This window comes from Ideonella aquatica (assembly GCF_018069755.1).
Taxonomy (GTDB): Bacteria; Pseudomonadota; Gammaproteobacteria; order Burkholderiales; family Burkholderiaceae_C; genus Ideonella; species Ideonella aquatica.
Genome location: NZ_JAGQDE010000006.1, coordinates 192,481 through 209,199 on the forward strand (window position 1 = coordinate 192,481; position 16,719 = coordinate 209,199).

At 68.3% G+C, this 16,719-nt stretch carries 14 protein-coding genes, 4 tRNA genes and 1 pseudogene; 2 read left to right on the top strand and 17 right to left on the bottom strand.

The features are described 5' to 3' along the window. Positions 1 to 51: 51 nt before the first annotated feature. The 17 genes from rpoB to KAK06_RS09560 all read right to left on the bottom strand — a co-directional run bounded on the left by rpoB (position 52) and on the right by KAK06_RS09560 (position 14,346). Positions 52 to 4,173: a DNA-directed RNA polymerase subunit beta gene (gene rpoB / locus KAK06_RS09480; protein WP_210801702.1), complete on the bottom strand. Its 4,122-nt coding sequence runs from the start codon at positions 4,171 to 4,173 to the stop codon at positions 52 to 54. Between the two features lie 325 nt (positions 4,174 to 4,498). Further along, the gene (gene rplL / locus KAK06_RS09485; RefSeq protein WP_210801703.1) at positions 4,499 to 4,879 is read right to left on the bottom strand and encodes a 50S ribosomal protein L7/L12; all 381 of its coding nucleotides are present in this window, start codon (positions 4,877 to 4,879) and stop codon (positions 4,499 to 4,501) included. A 52-nt stretch (positions 4,880 to 4,931) separates the two neighbouring features. Continuing rightward, the gene (gene rplJ, locus KAK06_RS09490) at positions 4,932 to 5,462 is read right to left on the bottom strand and encodes a 50S ribosomal protein L10 (protein ID WP_210801704.1); all 531 of its coding nucleotides are present in this window, start codon (positions 5,460 to 5,462) and stop codon (positions 4,932 to 4,934) included. A 304-nt stretch (positions 5,463 to 5,766) separates the two neighbouring features. After that, entirely contained in the window at positions 5,767 to 6,477 is a 711-nt protein-coding gene (gene rplA, locus KAK06_RS09495; protein WP_210801705.1) for a 50S ribosomal protein L1, read from the bottom strand. 1 nt (position 6,478) lies between these two features. Then, the gene (rplK, locus tag KAK06_RS09500) at positions 6,479 to 6,910 is read right to left on the bottom strand and encodes a 50S ribosomal protein L11 (RefSeq protein WP_210801706.1); all 432 of its coding nucleotides are present in this window, start codon (positions 6,908 to 6,910) and stop codon (positions 6,479 to 6,481) included. 170 nt (positions 6,911 to 7,080) lie between these two features. After that, a complete protein-coding gene (gene nusG / locus KAK06_RS09505; RefSeq protein ID WP_210801707.1) occupies positions 7,081 to 7,659 on the bottom strand; it encodes a transcription termination/antitermination protein NusG in 579 nt (192 codons plus the stop codon). A 34-nt stretch (positions 7,660 to 7,693) separates the two neighbouring features. Then, positions 7,694 to 8,080 (bottom strand): preprotein translocase subunit SecE, encoded by a 387-nt coding sequence (secE, locus tag KAK06_RS09510; protein WP_210801708.1) that lies wholly within the window; start codon positions 8,078 to 8,080, stop codon positions 7,694 to 7,696. Positions 8,081 to 8,238: 158 nt separating this feature from the next. After that, positions 8,239 to 8,314, bottom strand: a tRNA-Trp gene (locus tag KAK06_RS09515). An 18-nt stretch (positions 8,315 to 8,332) separates the two neighbouring features. Next, positions 8,333 to 9,523 (bottom strand): elongation factor Tu, encoded by a 1,191-nt coding sequence (gene tuf, locus KAK06_RS09520; protein WP_210801697.1) that lies wholly within the window; start codon positions 9,521 to 9,523, stop codon positions 8,333 to 8,335. A gap of 55 nt (positions 9,524 to 9,578) precedes the next feature. Then, positions 9,579 to 9,653 (bottom strand) — tRNA-Thr (locus KAK06_RS09525). Positions 9,654 to 9,738: 85 nt separating this feature from the next. Next, positions 9,739 to 9,812 (bottom strand) — tRNA-Gly (locus KAK06_RS09530). A 71-nt stretch (positions 9,813 to 9,883) separates the two neighbouring features. Then, positions 9,884 to 9,969: transfer RNA gene (locus tag KAK06_RS09535), tRNA-Tyr, on the bottom strand. A 62-nt stretch (positions 9,970 to 10,031) separates the two neighbouring features. Next, positions 10,032 to 10,760, bottom strand: a complete 729-nt coding sequence (locus KAK06_RS09540) for a uracil-DNA glycosylase (protein WP_310741061.1) — start codon at positions 10,758 to 10,760, stop codon at positions 10,032 to 10,034. After that, complete coding sequence (gene trpC / locus KAK06_RS09545; RefSeq protein ID WP_210801709.1) at positions 10,757 to 11,545, bottom strand: indole-3-glycerol phosphate synthase TrpC; 789 nt, start codon at positions 11,543 to 11,545, stop codon at positions 10,757 to 10,759. The genes KAK06_RS09540 and trpC overlap by 4 nt, the downstream gene beginning before the upstream one ends. A gap of 4 nt (positions 11,546 to 11,549) precedes the next feature. Next, positions 11,550 to 12,581, bottom strand: coding sequence for an anthranilate phosphoribosyltransferase (gene trpD, locus KAK06_RS09550; protein WP_210801710.1), 1,032 nt, complete (start codon positions 12,579 to 12,581; stop codon positions 11,550 to 11,552). Positions 12,582 to 12,599: 18 nt separating this feature from the next. Beyond that, a complete protein-coding gene (gene ltaE, locus KAK06_RS09555) occupies positions 12,600 to 13,670 on the bottom strand; it encodes a low-specificity L-threonine aldolase (protein WP_210801711.1) in 1,071 nt (356 codons plus the stop codon). 88 nt (positions 13,671 to 13,758) lie between these two features. Beyond that, on the bottom strand, positions 13,759 to 14,346 hold the full coding sequence (locus KAK06_RS09560) for an aminodeoxychorismate/anthranilate synthase component II (RefSeq protein WP_210801712.1): 588 nt from the start codon (positions 14,344 to 14,346) through the stop codon (positions 13,759 to 13,761). A 336-nt stretch (positions 14,347 to 14,682) separates the two neighbouring features. Between KAK06_RS09560 and bchI the strand changes: the two genes are divergently transcribed. Further along, positions 14,683 to 15,711, top strand: a complete 1,029-nt coding sequence (gene bchI / locus KAK06_RS09565) for a magnesium chelatase ATPase subunit I (protein WP_210801713.1) — start codon at positions 14,683 to 14,685, stop codon at positions 15,709 to 15,711. A gap of 7 nt (positions 15,712 to 15,718) precedes the next feature. Continuing rightward, a pseudogene (gene bchD / locus KAK06_RS09570) lies at positions 15,719 to 16,719 on the top strand (magnesium chelatase subunit D); the annotation flags it as partial.

A 16,719-nucleotide genomic window follows, 5' to 3' on the forward strand; every position in this document is an offset into this window, starting at 1 on the left:
GGAAAAGGGACGGATGGCTGCGGCGGCGGGCGGCGCCCGCCGCGTGGGCGATCAGTTCTTTTCCAGCTCGATGTCGATACCCAGCGAGCGGATTTCCTTCACCAGCACGTTGAACGATTCCGGCATGCCGGCATCGATCGCGTGCTCGCCCTTGACGATGTTCTCGTACACCTTGGTGCGGCCGTTCACGTCGTCCGACTTGACGGTCAGCATTTCCTGCAGCACGTAGGCGGCGCCGTAGGCTTCCAGCGCCCAGACTTCCATTTCGCCGAAGCGCTGGCCGCCGAACTGCGCCTTGCCGCCCAGCGGCTGCTGGGTGACCAGGCTGTACGGGCCGGTGGAGCGGGCGTGCATCTTGTCGTCGACCAGGTGGTGCAGCTTCAGCACGTGCATGTAGCCCACGGTGGTCGGGCGCTCGAAGCGCTCGCCGGTGCGGCCGTCATGCAGCCAGGCCTGGGTGCGGGTCTCGGTCAGGCCCTTGCGGGTGGCGATGTCCTCCGGGTAGGCCAGCTTCAGCATGCCGCGGATTTCCTCTTCCTTGGCGCCGTCGAAGACCGGCGTCGCGAAGGGCACACCCTTGGTCAGCTCATGGGCCATCTCCAACACCTCGGCGTCGGTGAACTCGCCCAGGTTCTCGGGCTTGCCGCCCGACTGGTTGTAGAGCTCGTCCATGAACTTGCGCAGCTCGGCCACGGCAGCTTCGCGCTGCAGCATGTCGCCGATGCGCTGGCCGATGCCCTTGCCCGCCCAGCCCAGGTGCACTTCCAGCACCTGGCCGACGTTCATCCGCGAGGGCACGCCCAGCGGGTTGAGCACGATGTCGGCGGGGGTGCCGTCGGCCATGTAAGGCATGTCCTCGACCGGCACGATCTTGGACACCACACCCTTGTTGCCGTGGCGGCCGGCCATCTTGTCGCCAGGCTGCAGGCGGCGCTTGACGGCCAGGTAGACCTTGACCATCTTCAGCACGCCGGCGGGCAGCTCGTCGCCCTGGGTCAGCTTCTTGCGCTTCTCTTCGAAGGCCAGATCGAAGCCGTGGCGGGTCTGCTCGAGCGAGTTCTTGATCGACTCGAGCTGGTTGGCCTGGGCCTCCTCGGCCGGGCGGACGTCGAACCAGTGGTACTTGTCGATGCCGGCCAGGTACTCCTTGGTGATCACGGTGCCCTTGGCCAGGCGCTGCGGGCCGCCGTTGGCGACACTGCCGACCAGCAGCTTCTCGATCCGGTCGAAGGCGTCGGCCTCGACGATGCGCAGCTGGTCGTTCAGGTCCAGGCGGAAGCGCTTGAGTTCATCGTCGATGATCTGCTGGGCGCGCTTGTCGCGCTGGATGCCTTCGCGGGTGAAGACCTGCACGTCGATGACGGTGCCCTGCGTGCCCTGGTCGACGCGCAGCGAGGTGTCCTTCACGTCGGACGCCTTCTCGCCGAAGATCGCGCGCAGCAGCTTCTCTTCAGGCGTGAGCGTGGTCTCGCCCTTGGGTGTGACCTTGCCCACCAGCACGTCGCCGGGGTTGACCTCGGCACCGATGTAGACGATGCCCGACTCGTCCAGGCGAGCCAGTTGCTGCTCGGACAGGTTGGGGATGTCGCGGGTGATTTCCTCGGCGCCCAGCTTGGTGTCGCGGGCCATGACCACCAGTTCCTCGATGTGGATCGAGGTGTAGCGGTCTTCGGCGACGACGCGTTCGCTGATCAGGATCGAGTCTTCGAAGTTGTAGCCGTTCCAGGGCATGAACGCGACCAGCATGTTCTGGCCCAGGGCCAGCTCGCCCAGGTCGGTCGACGCGCCGTCGGCCACCACATCGCCCGCCGCCACCTTGTCACCGCGGCGCACGATGGCGCGCTGGTGGATGTTGGTGTTCTGGTTCGAGCGCTGGTACTTGATCAGGTTGTAGATGTCGACGCCGACTTCACCGGCCACGGCTTCTGCATCATTGACGCGGATCACCACGCGGTTGGTGTCGACATAGTCGACCACGCCGCCGCGGCGCGCCGTGACCACGGTGCCCGAGTCGACCGCGGCGACGCGCTCGACACCGGTACCCACCAGGGCCTTCTCGGGGCGCAGCACCGGCACGGCCTGGCGCTGCATGTTGGCGCCCATCAGCGCGCGGTTCGCGTCATCGTGCTCCAGGAAGGGCACCAGCGAGGCCGCCACCGAGACGATCTGCGTCGGCGCCACGTCCATGTACTGGATGCGCTCGGGCGAGGTCAGCACCGATTCGCCGTTCTCACGGGCCGAGACCAGCTCGTCGGTCAGCGTGCCGTCGGCACCCAGCGCGGCGTTGGCCTGGGCGATGACGTACTTGCCTTCTTCGATGGCCGAGAGGTAGTCGATCTGGTCGGTCACCTTGCTGTCGACCACGCGACGGTACGGCGTCTCGAGGAAGCCGTATTCGTTGAGCTGGGCGTACAGCGCGAGCGAGTTGATCAGGCCGATGTTCGGACCTTCAGGGGTTTCGATCGGGCAGACACGGCCGTAGTGCGTGGGGTGCACGTCGCGCACCTCGAAGCCGGCGCGCTCGCGGGTCAGACCGCCCGGGCCCAGGGCCGAGACGCGACGCTTGTGCGTGATCTCGGACAGCGGGTTGGTCTGGTCCATGAACTGCGACAGCTGCGACGCGCCGAAGAACTCCTTGAGCGCCGCGGAGATCGGCTTGGAGTTGATCAGGTCGTGCGGCATCAGGGCTTCGGTCTCGGCCTGGCCCAGACGCTCCTTGACGGCCTTCTCGATGCGGGCCAGGCCCGAGCGGTACTGGTTCTCGGCCAGCTCGCCCACGCAGCGCACGCGGCGGTTGCCCAGGTGGTCGATGTCATCGACCTCGCCGCGGCCATTGCGCAGCTCGACCAGGATCTTGACGACGTCGAGGATGTCCTCGTTGGACAGCGTCATCGGGCCTTCGGGGGCGTCGCGGCCCACGCGGGCGTTGAACTTCATGCGGCCTACGCGCGACAGGTCGTAGGTGTCGGCGCTGTAGAACAGGCGCTGGAACAGGGCCTCGACGGCGTCCTCGGTCGGCGGCTCGCCAGGGCGCATCATGCGGTAGATGGCGACGCGGGCGGCCAGCTGGTCGGCGGTCTCGTCCAGACCCAGGGTCTGGCTGATGTAGGCGCCCTGGTCCAGTTCATTGGTGAACAGGCACTGGATGTCCTTGATGCCGGCGGCACGCAGCTTCTTCAGCAGGGCCTCGGTCAGCTCGTCGTTGGCCTTGGCGATGATCTCGCCGGTGTCCGGGTCGACCATGTTGCGGGCGACGATGCGGCCCACCAGGAAGTCCTCGGGCACCGAGACGAAGGTGGTGCCACCCTGCTCGAGCTGGCGCACATGGCGCGCGGTGATGCGCTTGTCCTTCTCGACGACGACGGCACCGGTCTTGTCGGTGATGTCGAAGCGGGCCACCTCGCCCTTGAGGCGCTCGGGCACGAACTCCATCTGCGCGCCCGCGTCCATCAGGCGGAAGGTGTCGTTCTTGAAGAAGTGCGCCAGGATCTGCTCGGGGTTCAGGCCGATGGCCTTGAGCAGGATCGTGACCGGCATCTTGCGGCGGCGGTCGACGCGGAAGTACAGGATGTCCTTGGGGTCGAACTCGAAGTCCAGCCAGGAGCCGCGGTAGGGAATGATGCGGGCGCTGAACAGCAGCTTGCCCGAGCTGTGGGTCTTGCCCTTGTCGTGCTCGAAGAACACGCCCGGCGAGCGGTGCAGCTGGCTGACGATGACGCGTTCGGTGCCGTTGACAATGAACGAGCCGTAGTCGGTCATCAGGGGCACCTCGCCCATGTAGACCTCCTGCTCCTTGATCTCCTTGACCACCTTGGCGGGATGCGCCTCGCGGTCATAGATGATCATCTGCAGCTTGGCGCGCACGGCCGCCGCGAAGGTCAGGCCCCGCTGCTGGCATTCGCGCACGTCGAAGGTGGGCTTGGCGATGTTGAATTCGATGAACTTCATCTCCACGAACCCGTTGTGCGAGACGATCGGGAACGCGGACAGGAAGGCGGCCTGCAAGCCCTCGGGCTTGCGCTGCTGCGGCGGGGTGTCCTTCTGCAGGAAGGCGACGTAGGACTCCCGCTGCATCGTCAGCAGGTAGGGGACGTTGAGAACGCTCTCGCGCTTGCCGAAGCTCTTGCGGATACGCTTGCGCTCGGTGTAGCTGTAGGGGGTTGCTTGCGCCATGGAAGACTCCGTATCGACAGCGCGTGCCGGCCGGTAGCACGGGCTGCGTCGGCGACTGGCTGGCCAGGCTCATCCCCGCACAGGGGGGCCTGAAAGCTTGGTGGTTGGCCACTACCAACCGCTGGCGGACAACCCCGGCATTGCACCGGAGTCCGACCAAACCCGTTCTCTGCAGTCGGATCAGAGAACACTTGGAAAACCCACGATTATCACTCGGGAATTTTCCAGCTGCTCTCGAAGGGCGAAAGCCCTTCTGCGCACCGCTGTGAAGCGCAAAAGGCCGGGAGCCCTTGCGGGACTCCCAGCCTCCTGGCGGACGGCTGAATTACTTCAGCTCGGCCTTGGCGCCGGCTTCGACCAGCTTCTTGACGGCGGCTTCGGCGTCGGCCTTGGCAATGCCTTCCTTGACGTTCTTCGGGGCGCCGTCGACCAGGTCCTTGGCCTCCTTCAGGCCCAGGCCGGTGATTTCGCGCACGGCCTTGATGACCGAGACCTTGTTGGCGCCGGCTTCGGTCAGCACGACGTTGAACTCGGTCTTCTCTTCAGCGGCCGGGGCGCCAGCACCAGCGGCACCGCCGGCGGCCGGGGCGGCCATGGCGGCGGCGGACACGCCGAACTTCTCTTCAATCGCCTTGACCAGGTCGTTGAGTTCCATGACGGACATGCTGTCCAGGGCGGTCAGGAAGGCGTCTTTGTCGAAAGCCATGATGGTTTCCTTGAAATCAGTGAATCAGTGAATGGGATGCAGGCGGACGGGATCAGGCCGCCGGGGCCTCTGCAGGCGCGTCGGCAGGCGCTTCGCCGCCACCACGCTTCTCGGACAGCGCAGCCAGGACGCCGGCCATGCGTTGCACGGGCGACATCAGCAGGCCGGCGATCTGGGCCAGCAGGACTTCCTTGCTGGGGATCGAGGCCAGGGCCTTGACGCCATCGGCGTCCAGGGCCTTGCCAGCGTAGGCGCCGGCCTTGATGACCAGCTTGTCGTTGCCCTTGGCAAAGTCAGCGATGACTTTGGCCGCGGCGACAGCATCTTCCGAAAAGCCGTAGATCAGCGGGCCGACCATGCTCTCCGAGGCTGCCTCGAACGGGGTGCCGGCGACGGCGCGACGGGCCAGGGTGTTCTTCAGCACGTGAAGATACACACCCTTGGCACGCGCATCGACGCGCAGCTTGTTCAGGGCTTCCACGGTGAGGCCACGGTACTCGGCCAGCGCCAGGGTCTGGGACTTGGCGGCTTGCGCTGCCACTTCCTCGATCACGGCCGCCTTCTCGTTGCGGTTGAGACTCAAGGTCTACTCCTCACATCACGCACCTTCGCCACCCTGACGGGCGACTCCGGTGCACCGGGGTTTCAGCGACCTTGCCGCTCCGAGTGAGGTGCTCTTCACTGACCACCTCGTTCGTCACGGCGGGGACGCCATCTGCGCTGGTTGTCCCGTCGGGCGGACCCTCGGGGTGGATTAAGACGGTGCTTGCGCATCGTCACCAGCGGTCTTGGATGGCCCGTGCCTGGAGCGAACTCCGGGCACGGCCCACCAATGACCAGCCGGGCGTCAAGACGGCCGCCCGGCCGGATTCAGGGCTGCAGGCCGATCAGCCCGCGGTGGCGTTGATCGCCACCGAGCTGATGTCAACGCGGGCGCCGACGCCCATCGTCGAGGACACGGCCAGCTTGCGCAGGTAGACACCCTTGGACGAGGCCGGCTTGGCCTTGTTCAGGGCTTCCAGCAGCGCGGACAGGTTGCCCACCAGCTTGTCGTCGTCGAACGAGCGACGGCCGATCGTGCCGTGGATGATGCCACCCTTGTCGACGCGGAACTGGACCTGGCCGGCCTTGGCGTTCTTCACCGCAGTGGCGACGTCGGGGGTGACGGTGCCGACCTTCGGGTTCGGCATCAGGCCACGCGGACCCAGGATCTGACCCAGGGTACCGACGATGCGCATGGTGTCGGGCGAGGCGATGACCACGTCGAAGGGCATGTCGCCCGCCTTGACGCGCTCGGCCAGGTCTTCCATGCCGACCACGTCGGCACCGGCGGCCTTGGCTTCTTCAGCCTTGGCGCCTTGGGCGAACACCGCCACGCGCTTGGTCTTGCCGGTGCCGTTGGGCAGCACGACGGCGCCACGCACGACCTGGTCCGACTTCTTCGGGTCAATGCCCAGCTGGACGGCGACATCGATCGACTCGTCGAACTTGGCGGTGGCGCAGCCCTTGACCAGGGTCAGCGCGTCAGTGATGGTGTACAGCTTGAGGCTGTCGACCTTGCCCTGCAGGGCCTTGGCCTTCTTGGTCAGCTTTGCCATGTCACACGCCCTCCACGATCACGCCCATCGAGCGGGCGGAACCGGCAATCGTCTTCACCGCAGCGTCCATGTCGGCCGCCGTCAGGTCCTTCATCTTCAGCTTGGCGATTTCTTCCAGCTGAGCGCGGGTGATCTTGCCGACCTTGTTCAGGTGGGCCTTGTCCGAACCCTTGTCGAGCTTGATGGCCTTCTTGATCAGATAGGTCGCCGGGGGCGTGCCCATCTTGAAGGTGAAGCTCTTGTCCGCGAACGCGGTGATGGTCACGGGAATGGGCATGCCCGGCTCAAGACCCTGGGTCTGCGCGTTGAACGCCTTGCAGAACTCCATGATGTTCAGGCCACGCTGACCCAGCGCGGGACCGATCGGGGGCGAGGGGTTCGCCTTGCCTGCCGGCACTTGCAGCTTGATGAAGCCGACGATCTTCTTTGCCATGAATGGCTCCTTGTCGAGTTCAGACGCTTCGGGGCATCAACCCTTCAGCTCCTCGTCCACGACCCGTTTCGAACTTCATCAGCGGCGCCGGGTCGGGAACGCTGCTGACTGCCTTGACCTTTTGAGCCCGCCCTGACGGGCGGACTCGAAAAGCCTGACGACTCAGGTCGTCAGACTTTCTCGACCTGCGAGAAATCCAGCTCCACCGGCGTGGCACGACCGAAGATCGTGACCGAGACGCGGACCTTGGACTTCTCGTAGTTGACTTCCTCGACAGCGCCGTTGAAGTCGGTGAACGGGCCTTCCTTGACGCGGACCAGCTCGCCGACCTGCCACTCGACCTTGGGCCGCGGCTTCTCGACGCCTTCTTGCATCTGGTTGACGATCTTCATGACCTCGGCCTCGGAGATCGGGGCCGGGCGGTTGCGCGCGCCGCCGACGAAGCCGGTGACCTTGCTGGTGTGCTTGACCAGGTGCCAGGACTCGTCGTCCATCAGCATCTCGACCAGCACGTAGCCGGGGAAGAAGCGGCGCTCGGTGACCGACTTCTTGCCGTTTTTCAGCTCCACCACTTCTTCGGTGGGCACCAGGATGCGGCCGAACTTGGCGTGCATGCCGGCACGCTCGATGCGCTCGCGGATGTTGCGCTCGACGGCCTTTTCCATGCCCGAATAGGCATGCACCACGTACCAGCGCATGCCGTTGGCCGGTGCGTTGGCGGCGGTGTCAGGGGCGACGGATTCGCTCATTCGGATGCCTCTTGTTGGGGGACTCGGCGCGCGATCAACGCTTCCAGCCCAGAATCAGGTCGTACAGCACCCACTCCAGCGTCTTGTCGGTCAGCCACAGGAACAGGGCCATCACGACGACGAAGGCGAACACGTACAGCGTCATCTGGCCGGCTTCCTTGCGGGTGGGCCAGACGACCTTCTTGGTCTCGCGCACCGACTCGCGGCCGAAGGCAATCAGCTGCTTGCCGTTCTCGGACGCGAAGAACACGCCCACCGCCAGGGCCACGCCCACCAGCAGGGCCACCACGCGCAGCCACATGCTCTGCTGGTTCAGCAGGTAGAAGGCAGCAACCGAGCCGATCAGCAGCACCGCCGCTGCGGCCAGCTTGGCCTTGTCAGCGCCGGTGGAGACAGTTTCGACTTGAGGAGAGGTGGCCATGGGTCTGTTCTGGTGGTCTGTCGGGTCGTCAGGAGACTGACGGCCCAACAGCAGGAAAGCCCGCCGGGCTCTGGTGGCCTGCGGGCTGCCTGCTTCGGGCTGCTGGGCTCCTTGCGGAGCCGCCAACCGGGCACGCTGAACGGGTCAGCGTGATCTGTTGGCAGGGGCAGTAGGAATCGAACCTACAACCTTCGGTTTTGGAGACCGACGCTCTGCCAATTGAGCTATACCCCTGCAGCCTTTCGGGAAGGTTTACTCGATGATCTTGGCCACGACGCCGGCGCCGACGGTGCGGCCGCCTTCACGGATGGCGAAGCGCAGGCCTTCTTCCATCGCGATCGGGGCGATCAGCTTGACGGTGATGCTGACGTTGTCGCCCGGCATGACCATTTCCTTGTCCTTCGGCAGCTCCACCGCGCCGGTCACATCCGTCGTGCGGAAGTAGAACTGCGGGCGATAGTTGTTGAAGAACGGGGTGTGGCGGCCGCCCTCTTCCTTGCTCAGGACATAGACCTCAGCGGTGAAGTGGGTGTGCGGCTTGATCGAGCCGGGCTTGCACAGCACCTGGCCGCGCTCGACTTCCTCGCGCTTGGTGCCGCGCAGCAGGATGCCGACGTTGTCACCCGCCTGGCCCTGGTCCAGCAGCTTGCGGAACATTTCCACGCCGGTGCAGGTGGTCTTCTGGGTCGGCTTGATACCGACGATTTCGATTTCCTCGCCGACCTTGACGATGCCGCGCTCGACGCGACCGGTCACCACGGTGCCGCGGCCCGAGATCGAGAACACGTCTTCAACGGGCATCAGGAAGGTGCCGTCCACCGCGCGCTCGGGCGTGGGGATGTAGCTGTCCAGCGCGTCGGCCAGGCGGAAGATCGCCTGCTCGCCCAGGTCACCGGTGTCGCCTTCGATCGCCAGCTTGGCCGAGCCCTTGATGATCGGGGTGTCGTCGCCCGGGAAGTCGTACTTGCTGAGCAGCTCGCGCACTTCCATCTCGACCAGCTCGAGCAGCTCGGCGTCGTCGACCATGTCGCACTTGTTCAGGAAGACGATGATGTAGGGCACGCCCACCTGACGCGCCAGCAGGATGTGCTCGCGGGTCTGGGGCATCGGGCCGTCAGCGGCCGAGCACACCAGGATCGCGCCGTCCATCTGCGCCGCGCCGGTGATCATGTTCTTCACATAGTCGGCGTGACCCGGGCAGTCCACGTGTGCGTAGTGGCGGTTGGCCGTCTCGTACTCGACGTGCGCGGTGTTGATCGTGATGCCGCGCGCCTTTTCTTCCGGCGCCGCATCGATCTGGTCGTAGGCCTTGGCCTCGCCACCGAACTTCTTGGCCAGGATCGTCGTGATCGCCGCCGTCAGCGTCGTCTTGCCATGGTCCACGTGACCAATCGTGCCCACGTTCACGTGCGGCTTGGTCCGCTCAAACTTGCCTTTTGCCATCTTGCGCTCCTGGTGCCCCTGAGGGCGTTCGAGAACAATGAAACCGAGAAAGAGGTGGTGCCCATGGCGCGGATCGAACGCGCGACCTCTCCCTTACCAAGGGAGTGCTCTACCACTGAGCCACATGGGCATCGACACAGGATTGAGGGCTGCCGGGGCACCCCTCAGGCCTGTGCCGACTCACTCGACACACACCAACGAACCCTGACCTTCACTGGAGCGGGAGACGGGAATCGAACCCGCGTCATTAGCTTGGAAGGCTAAGGTTCTACCATTGAACTACTCCCGCTCGGGACTCGTTCACATCATCTGCAACCTGGTGCCAGCCTTTCGGCTGGCACCTTCTTGTCTGGTTCGCTCTGGTGGAGGAGGCTGGATTCGAACCAGCGTAGGCGTAAGCCAACAGATTTACAGTCTGCCCCCTTTAGCCACTCGGGCACCCCTCCGGAGCGAGCCCAAGAGTTTAGCAGCTTTTTCGTGCAGTGCGCAAATCAGCGGTGCGGCGGGGTCAGGCGAGCTGCCAGTCCACCGCGATACCGGCATCGCGACAGGCGCCAAAGTGGCCGCAGCCCAGGAAGGGGACGGGCGGCCGGCGGGCCGACAGCGGCGACGGATGGTTGGCCTGCAGCAACAGGTGGCGGCCCGGCGCAGCGGCCTCGATCAGCGACGCCTTGGCCTGCGCATGGGCGCCCCACAGCAGGAAGGCGATGCGGCGCGGCTGGCGGGCCACCGCCTCGATCAGCGCGTCGGTCAGCGCCTCCCAGCCCTTCTTCGCGTGGCTGGCCGGCTGGCCGTCCTCCACCGTCAGGCTGGTGTTGAGCAGCAGCACGCCGCGGCGCGCCCAGTCGCCCAGGTGGCCGTGGCGCGGCGGCGCCTGGCCCAGGTCGCGCTGCAGTTCGGCGTGGATGTTGCGCAGGCTGGGTGGGATCTTCTGGCCCGGCGGCACCGAGAAGGCCAGGCCCTCGGCCTGACCCGGCCCGTGGTACGGATCCTGGCCCAGGATCACGGCGCGCACGCCGTCCAACGGCGTCAGGGCCAGCGCGCGGAAAGGCTGGGCCGGGTAGATCAGCGCGCCAGCGGCCTGCCGGGCCTCAACATGGGCGCGCAGGCCCAGCCCAGCCGGGCTCGTGGCCCAGGCCTGGACCAGCGGCCGCCAGTCAGCGCCCACTTCGTCAATAAGCTCGTCCAGCGGCCACTGCAGCCGATTGTCGGCAGCGCCGAACAGGTCGCCGCTCACGCGAATAAGCTGGCCAGCGCCACACCCGGATCGGGCTGGCGCATGAAGGCTTCGCCGACCAGGAAGGCGTGAACATCGGCGGCGCGCATGCGCTGCACATCGTCGCGACCCAGGATGCCCGACTCGGTGACCAGCAGGCGGTCGGCCGGCACGCGCGGCAGCAGGCCCAGTGTGGTGTCCAGCGTGACCTCGAACGTCCGCAGGTTGCGGTTGTTGATGCCCACCAGCGGGGTGGTCAGACGCAGTGCGCGGTCCAGCTCGGCGCCGTCATGCACCTCCACCAGCACCGCCATGCCCAGCGCCAGCGCCTGGGCTTCCAGGTCGGCCATCTGGGCATCGTCCAGGCAGGCGGCGATCAGCAGGATGCAGTCGGCGCCCATCGCACGGGCCTCGAACACCTGGTAGGCGTCGACCATGAAGTCCTTGCGCAGCACCGGCAGCGCGCAGGCGGCGCGGGCGGCCTGCAGGTAGCCGGCACTGCCCTGGAAGAACTGGACATCGGTCAGCACGCTCAGGCAGGCCGCCCCGTGGCTGGCATAGCTGGCGGCGATCTCGGCGGGCTCGAAGGGGTCGCGCATCACGCCCTTGCTGGGGCTGGCCTTCTTGATCTCGGCGATCACGCCGGCCTGGCCGGCGGCGATCTTCGCGCGCAGCGCGCCGATGAAGTCGCGCTGGCCGCCCAGCGACTCGGCGTCGCGGCGCAGGCTGGCCAGGTCGCGCGCCGCCTTCGCAGCGGCCACTTCCTGGTGCTTGACCGCAACGATCTTCTTCAGGATGTCGTCCATCGGCTCAGCCCTTGAGCGCTTGCGTGGCCGCGACGAAGGCGCTGAGCTTGGCCATGGCCTGGCCCGAGGCCACCGCCTCGCGCGCCAGCTTCACGCCGTCGCTGATGCTGGCCGCCTGGCCGCCGCAGTACAGCGCAGCACCGGCGTTGAGCAGCACGATGTCGCGCACCGGGCCATCCTCGTTGCCCAGTGCGCGCTGGATGCAGGCCACCGATTCATCGCGGTTGGCCACGCGCAGCACGCGGCTGTCGTAGACCGGCAGGCCGAAGTCGCTGGGGTGCACCATGTACTCGTGGACCGAGCCGTCCCTCAGCTCGCCCACCATGGTCTCGCCCGACAGCGAGATCTCGTCCATGCCGTTCATGCCATAGACCACCATCGCATGCTCGGCGCCCAGGCGCTGCAGCACGCGCACCTGGATGCCCACCAGGTCGGGATGGAACACGCCCAGCAGCATGTTGGGCGCGCCGGCCGGGTTGGTCAGCGGGCCCAGGATGTTGAAGATGGTGCGCACGCCCAGTTCCTTGCGCACCGGCGCCGCATGCTTCATTGACGCATGGTGGTTGGGCGCGAACATGAAGGCGATGCCGGTCTGCGCCAGGCACTGCGCCACCTGCTCGGGCGTCAGGTTGATGTGCGCGCCCAGCGCTTCCATCACATCGGCCGAGCCGCTGGTGGACGACACGCTGCGCCCACCGTGCTTGGCCACCCGCGCGCCCGCCGCCGCGGCGACGAAGGTGCTGGCGGTGGAGATGTTGAAGGTGTGGCTGCCGTCGCCGCCGGTGCCGACGATGTCGACCAGACCACTGCGGTCGGCCACCGGCACCGGCGTGGCGAACTCGCGCATCACCTGAGCGGCGGCGGCGATCTCGCCGATCGACTCCTTCTTGACGCGCAGGCCGATGGCCAGCGCGGCGATCATCACCGGCGACATCTCGCCGCTCATGATGCGGCGCATCAGCGTCAGCATCTCGTCGTGGAAGATCTCGCGGTGCTCGATGACGCGGGTCAGGGCTTCGGTGTTGGTGATGCTCATGGCGGTCTTTCGGGCGGGTCAGTACGGGGCGCGCGGCGCCGCGGTGGGCGCATCGGCGGCGGGGTGAAGTTCGACGAAGGCGCGCACCGCGGCGATGGTGCGGTCGATGCCCTCGGCATCGACATCCTGGTGGGTGACGAAGCGCAGGCCGATCAGGCCGGTGGCCAGGATGCCCTGCGCCGCCAGGTGGGCCAGCAGCGCCGGACCGCGGCCGTCGGCCACGTCGACGAAGACGATGTTGGTCTCGGCGCTCTTGACGCTCAGCCCCGGCAGGCCGCGCAGGCCGTCAGCCAGGCGCGCGGCCAGCGCGTGGTCCTGGTGCAAGCGGCCCAGGTGGTGGGTCAGCGCATGGTCGATCGCCGCGGCCAGCAGGCCGACCTGGCGCAGGCCGCCGCCAGCCATCTTGCGGATGCGGTGGGCGCGGGTGATCAGCTCGCGCGAGCCGCACAACAGCGAGCCCACCGGCGCGCCCAGGCCCTTGGAGCAGCAGATCGAGACGCTGTCGAAGTGGCGCGTGATGCCGCGCAGCGCGCTGGCGATGTCACCGCCCGGCCCGGCCTCGGCCACCGCGGCGTTGAACACGCGGGCGCCGTCCAGGTGGCAGGCCAGGCCGCGCGAGCGCGCCAGCGCGGTGGCCTCGGCCAGGTAGCGCTGCGGCATCACATGGCCGTTCCAGGTGTTCTCCAGGCACAGCAGGCGGCTGCGCGCGAAGTGCGGGTCGTCGGGCTTGATCGCGCCGGCAATGTCGGCCAGCGCCATCAGTCCGCGCGCGTCCTGCGCCAGCGGCTGCGGCTGGATGCTGCCCAGCACCGCGGCGCCGCCGCCCTCGTAGCGGTAGGTGTGGGCCAGCTGGCCGACGATGTACTCGTCGCCGCGCTGGCAGTGCGCCAGCAGCGCGCAGAAGTTGCTCTGCGTGCCGCTGGGCATGAACAGCGCGGCCTCCATGCCGGCCAGCGCCGCCATGCGCTGCTGCAGCGCGTTGACGGTGGGGTCGTCGCCGAAGATATCGTCGCCCACCTCGGCGCGGGCCATGGCCTCGCGCATCGCGGGCGTTGGCCGCGTGACGGTGTCGCTGCGCAGGTCAATCATGTCTGCCCCTCGTTCGCTGGGTACAGCGCCCGATCCCCCGGGGGGATGCGGGCCGGCTTGGGAGCGGCCCGGCGCTCGGCCCGCGCGCTCATGCCCGGCTCATCGCCACAAAGTTGCGCAGCATCGCGTGCCCATGCTCGGAGAGGATGGACTCGGGGTGGAACTGCACACCCTCCAGCGGCGTGCGGGTGCCAGCCAGCTCGCGGTGGCGCACGCCCATGATTTCGCCGTCCTCCGAGCGCGAGGTCACCTGCAGCGCCTCGGGCCGGGTGCTCTCTTCGATCACCAGCGAGTGGTAGCGGATCACGGTGAACTGCTTGGGCAGGCCGGCGTAGACGCCTTCGCCATCGGTGTCGATGACGCTGGTCTTGCCGTGCATCTGGGTCTTGGCACGGATGATGCGCCCGCCCAGCGCGGCGCCGATGCTCTGGTGGCCCAGGCACACACCCAGGATCGGCAGCTTGCCCACAAAGGCCTGGATCGCCGGCACGCACACACCGGCCTCGGCCGGCGAGCAGGGGCCGGGCGAGAGCACCAGTTGGTCGGGTTGCAGGGCACCGATCTCGTCGACGGTGATCTCGTCGTTGCGCACCACCTTCACCTCTTCGCCCAACTCAGAGAAGTACTGGACCAGGTTGAAGGTGAAGGAGTCGTAGTTGTCGATCATCAGCAGCATGGGCGCTTTCCCTTGGATGGCAGCGGAGGTCTGGCGGACCCCCGGGATTCTCGATCCCGGCAACCCCGTGGGGCGCAGGCAGGCGCGGCAGAGGGGGCGGGGAGTGGGGGCGGGGCCGCGACAGCGGTCGCCCGGGGGCATGGGTGGGTTCAGGCCGATGGCTTGCGCCAACGCCACCCGGAGCGCGCTGCAGGGATCAGACGGATCGCAGACATGGGTCCATTATGGCCGCGTCGGCGAGGCGCTGCCGCCGGGCGCATGAACACCACCATTGACACCTGCAAGTGTCCTGTTAAATTGACAGCTTGCGGCCCCCTGCCGCCCAAGGTGATTTCCATGGCCACGCCCTACCCGTTCACCGCCATCGTCGGCCAGGAGGAGATGAAGCGGGCGCTGCTCGCCACCGTGGTCGATCCCAGCCTGGGCGGTGTGCTGATCCTGGGCGACCGCGGCACCGGCAAGTCCACCGCGGTGCGCGGCCTGGCCGCGCTGCTGCCGCCGATGCGCGCGCTGGCCGATTGCCGCTATGGCTGCGACCCGCGCGCCGGCGCCGCCCGCCTGTGCCCCGAGTGCCAGGCCGCCGGCCGCCATGGCCGCTCGCGCAGCGCGCTGCGCCCGGTGCCGGTGGTCGACCTGCCGCTGGGCGCCACCGAGGACCGGGTGGTCGGCGCGCTCGACCTGGAGCGGGCGCTGAGCCAGGGCGTCAAGGCCTTCGAGCCCGGGCTGCTGGCGCGGGCGCACCGCGGCTTTCTGTACATCGACGAGGTCAACCTGCTCGAAGACCACCTGGTCGACCTGCTGATCGACGTGGCCGCCTCGGGCGAGAACGTGGTCGAGCGCGAAGGCCTGTCGGTGCGCCACCCCGCCCGCTTCGTGCTGGTGGGCAGCGGCAACCCCGAGGAGGGCGAGCTGCGGCCGCAGCTGCTGGACCGCTTCGGCCTGGCGGTGGATGTGGGCACGCCCAAGGACATTGCCCAGCGCATCGAGGTGGTGCGCCGCCGCGAAGCCTATGAGCGCGACCCCGAGGCCTTCCAGCAGACCTGGGCGGCCGAGCAGGCGCGGTTGCGGCGCCAGTTGCAGGGCGCGCAGCGCCGGCTGGCCGAGCTGGCGGTGTCCGACGAGGTACTGACCCTGGCCGCCCAGCTGTGCCTGCAGCTGGGCACCGACGGCCTGCGCGGCGAGATCACGCTGATGCGCGCCGCGCGCGCGCTGGCCGCGCTGGAAGGTGCGGCCAGCGTCACGCCGGATCACCTGCGCCGCATGGCCGCGCCCGCGCTGCGCCACCGCCTGCGCCGCAACCCGCTGGACGACGCCGGCTCGGGCGTGCGGGTGCAGCGCGCGGTGGACGAGCTGGTGCCGGCCTGAGGCGCCGATGAACGCCACCGCGGCCCGCCAGGCCGCCGCACTGCTGGCACTGGACCCCGCGGGCCTGGGCGGCATCGCGCTGCGCGACCGCCACGGCCCGCGCCGCGACGCCTGGCTGGCCTGGCTGGCCGCCGGCCAGCCCCCTGACACGCCCTGGCGCCGCCTGCCCGCGAGCATCGACACCGCCCGCCTGCTGGGCGGCCTGGACCTGACGGCCAGCCTGCGCAGCGGCCGACCGGTGGCCCAGCGCGGCCTGCTGGCCGAGTGCGACGGCGGCGTGCTGCTGCTGCCGATGGCCGAGCGCCTGGACCGCGGCCGCGCCGCGCTGCTGGGCCAGGCGCTGGACACCCACCAGGTGGCCGTGCAGCGCGACGGCCTGGACCAGTGCCTGCCCGCCTGCTGGGCGCTGGTGGCGATGGACGAAGGCGCCGAACCCGACGAGAGCCTGCCCCCCGCGCTGGCCGAGCGCCTCGGGCTGTGGCTGGAGCTGGCCGCCTGCGGCGAGTCGCTGGAGCCGCCCAGCGCCAACGACGCGGCCACCTGGCGCCAGCGGGTGCAGGCCGCCCGCGCCGCGCTGCCATCGATCACCGTGCCCGATGAGGCACTGCAGGCCCTGGCCGAGACCGCCGCCGCGCTGGGCGTGGGCTCCGACCGCGCGCTGCTGCAGGCCTGGCGCGCCGCGCGTGCCGCTGCCGCCTGGGCCGGCCATGCCCAGGTGCAGGACGAGGACCTGGCCTGGGCCGCGCGCCTGGTGCTGGCGCCGCGCGCCACCCAGCTGCCGCCGCTGCCCGCCGACGACACCGAGGAGACGCCGGCCGAGCCGCCGCCGCAGGACGCCTGCGCCGACACACCGCCCCCCGCCGACCCCGGCGATCCGCCCCCCAGCGACCAGTCGCTGGAGCAGGCCGCCGACGTGCTGCTGCAGGCCGCGCTGGCGGCACTGCCGCCGGGCCTGCTGGCGCGCCTGGCGGCCGGCCGCGCGCGCAGCGCCTCGCGCAGCGCGGGCAG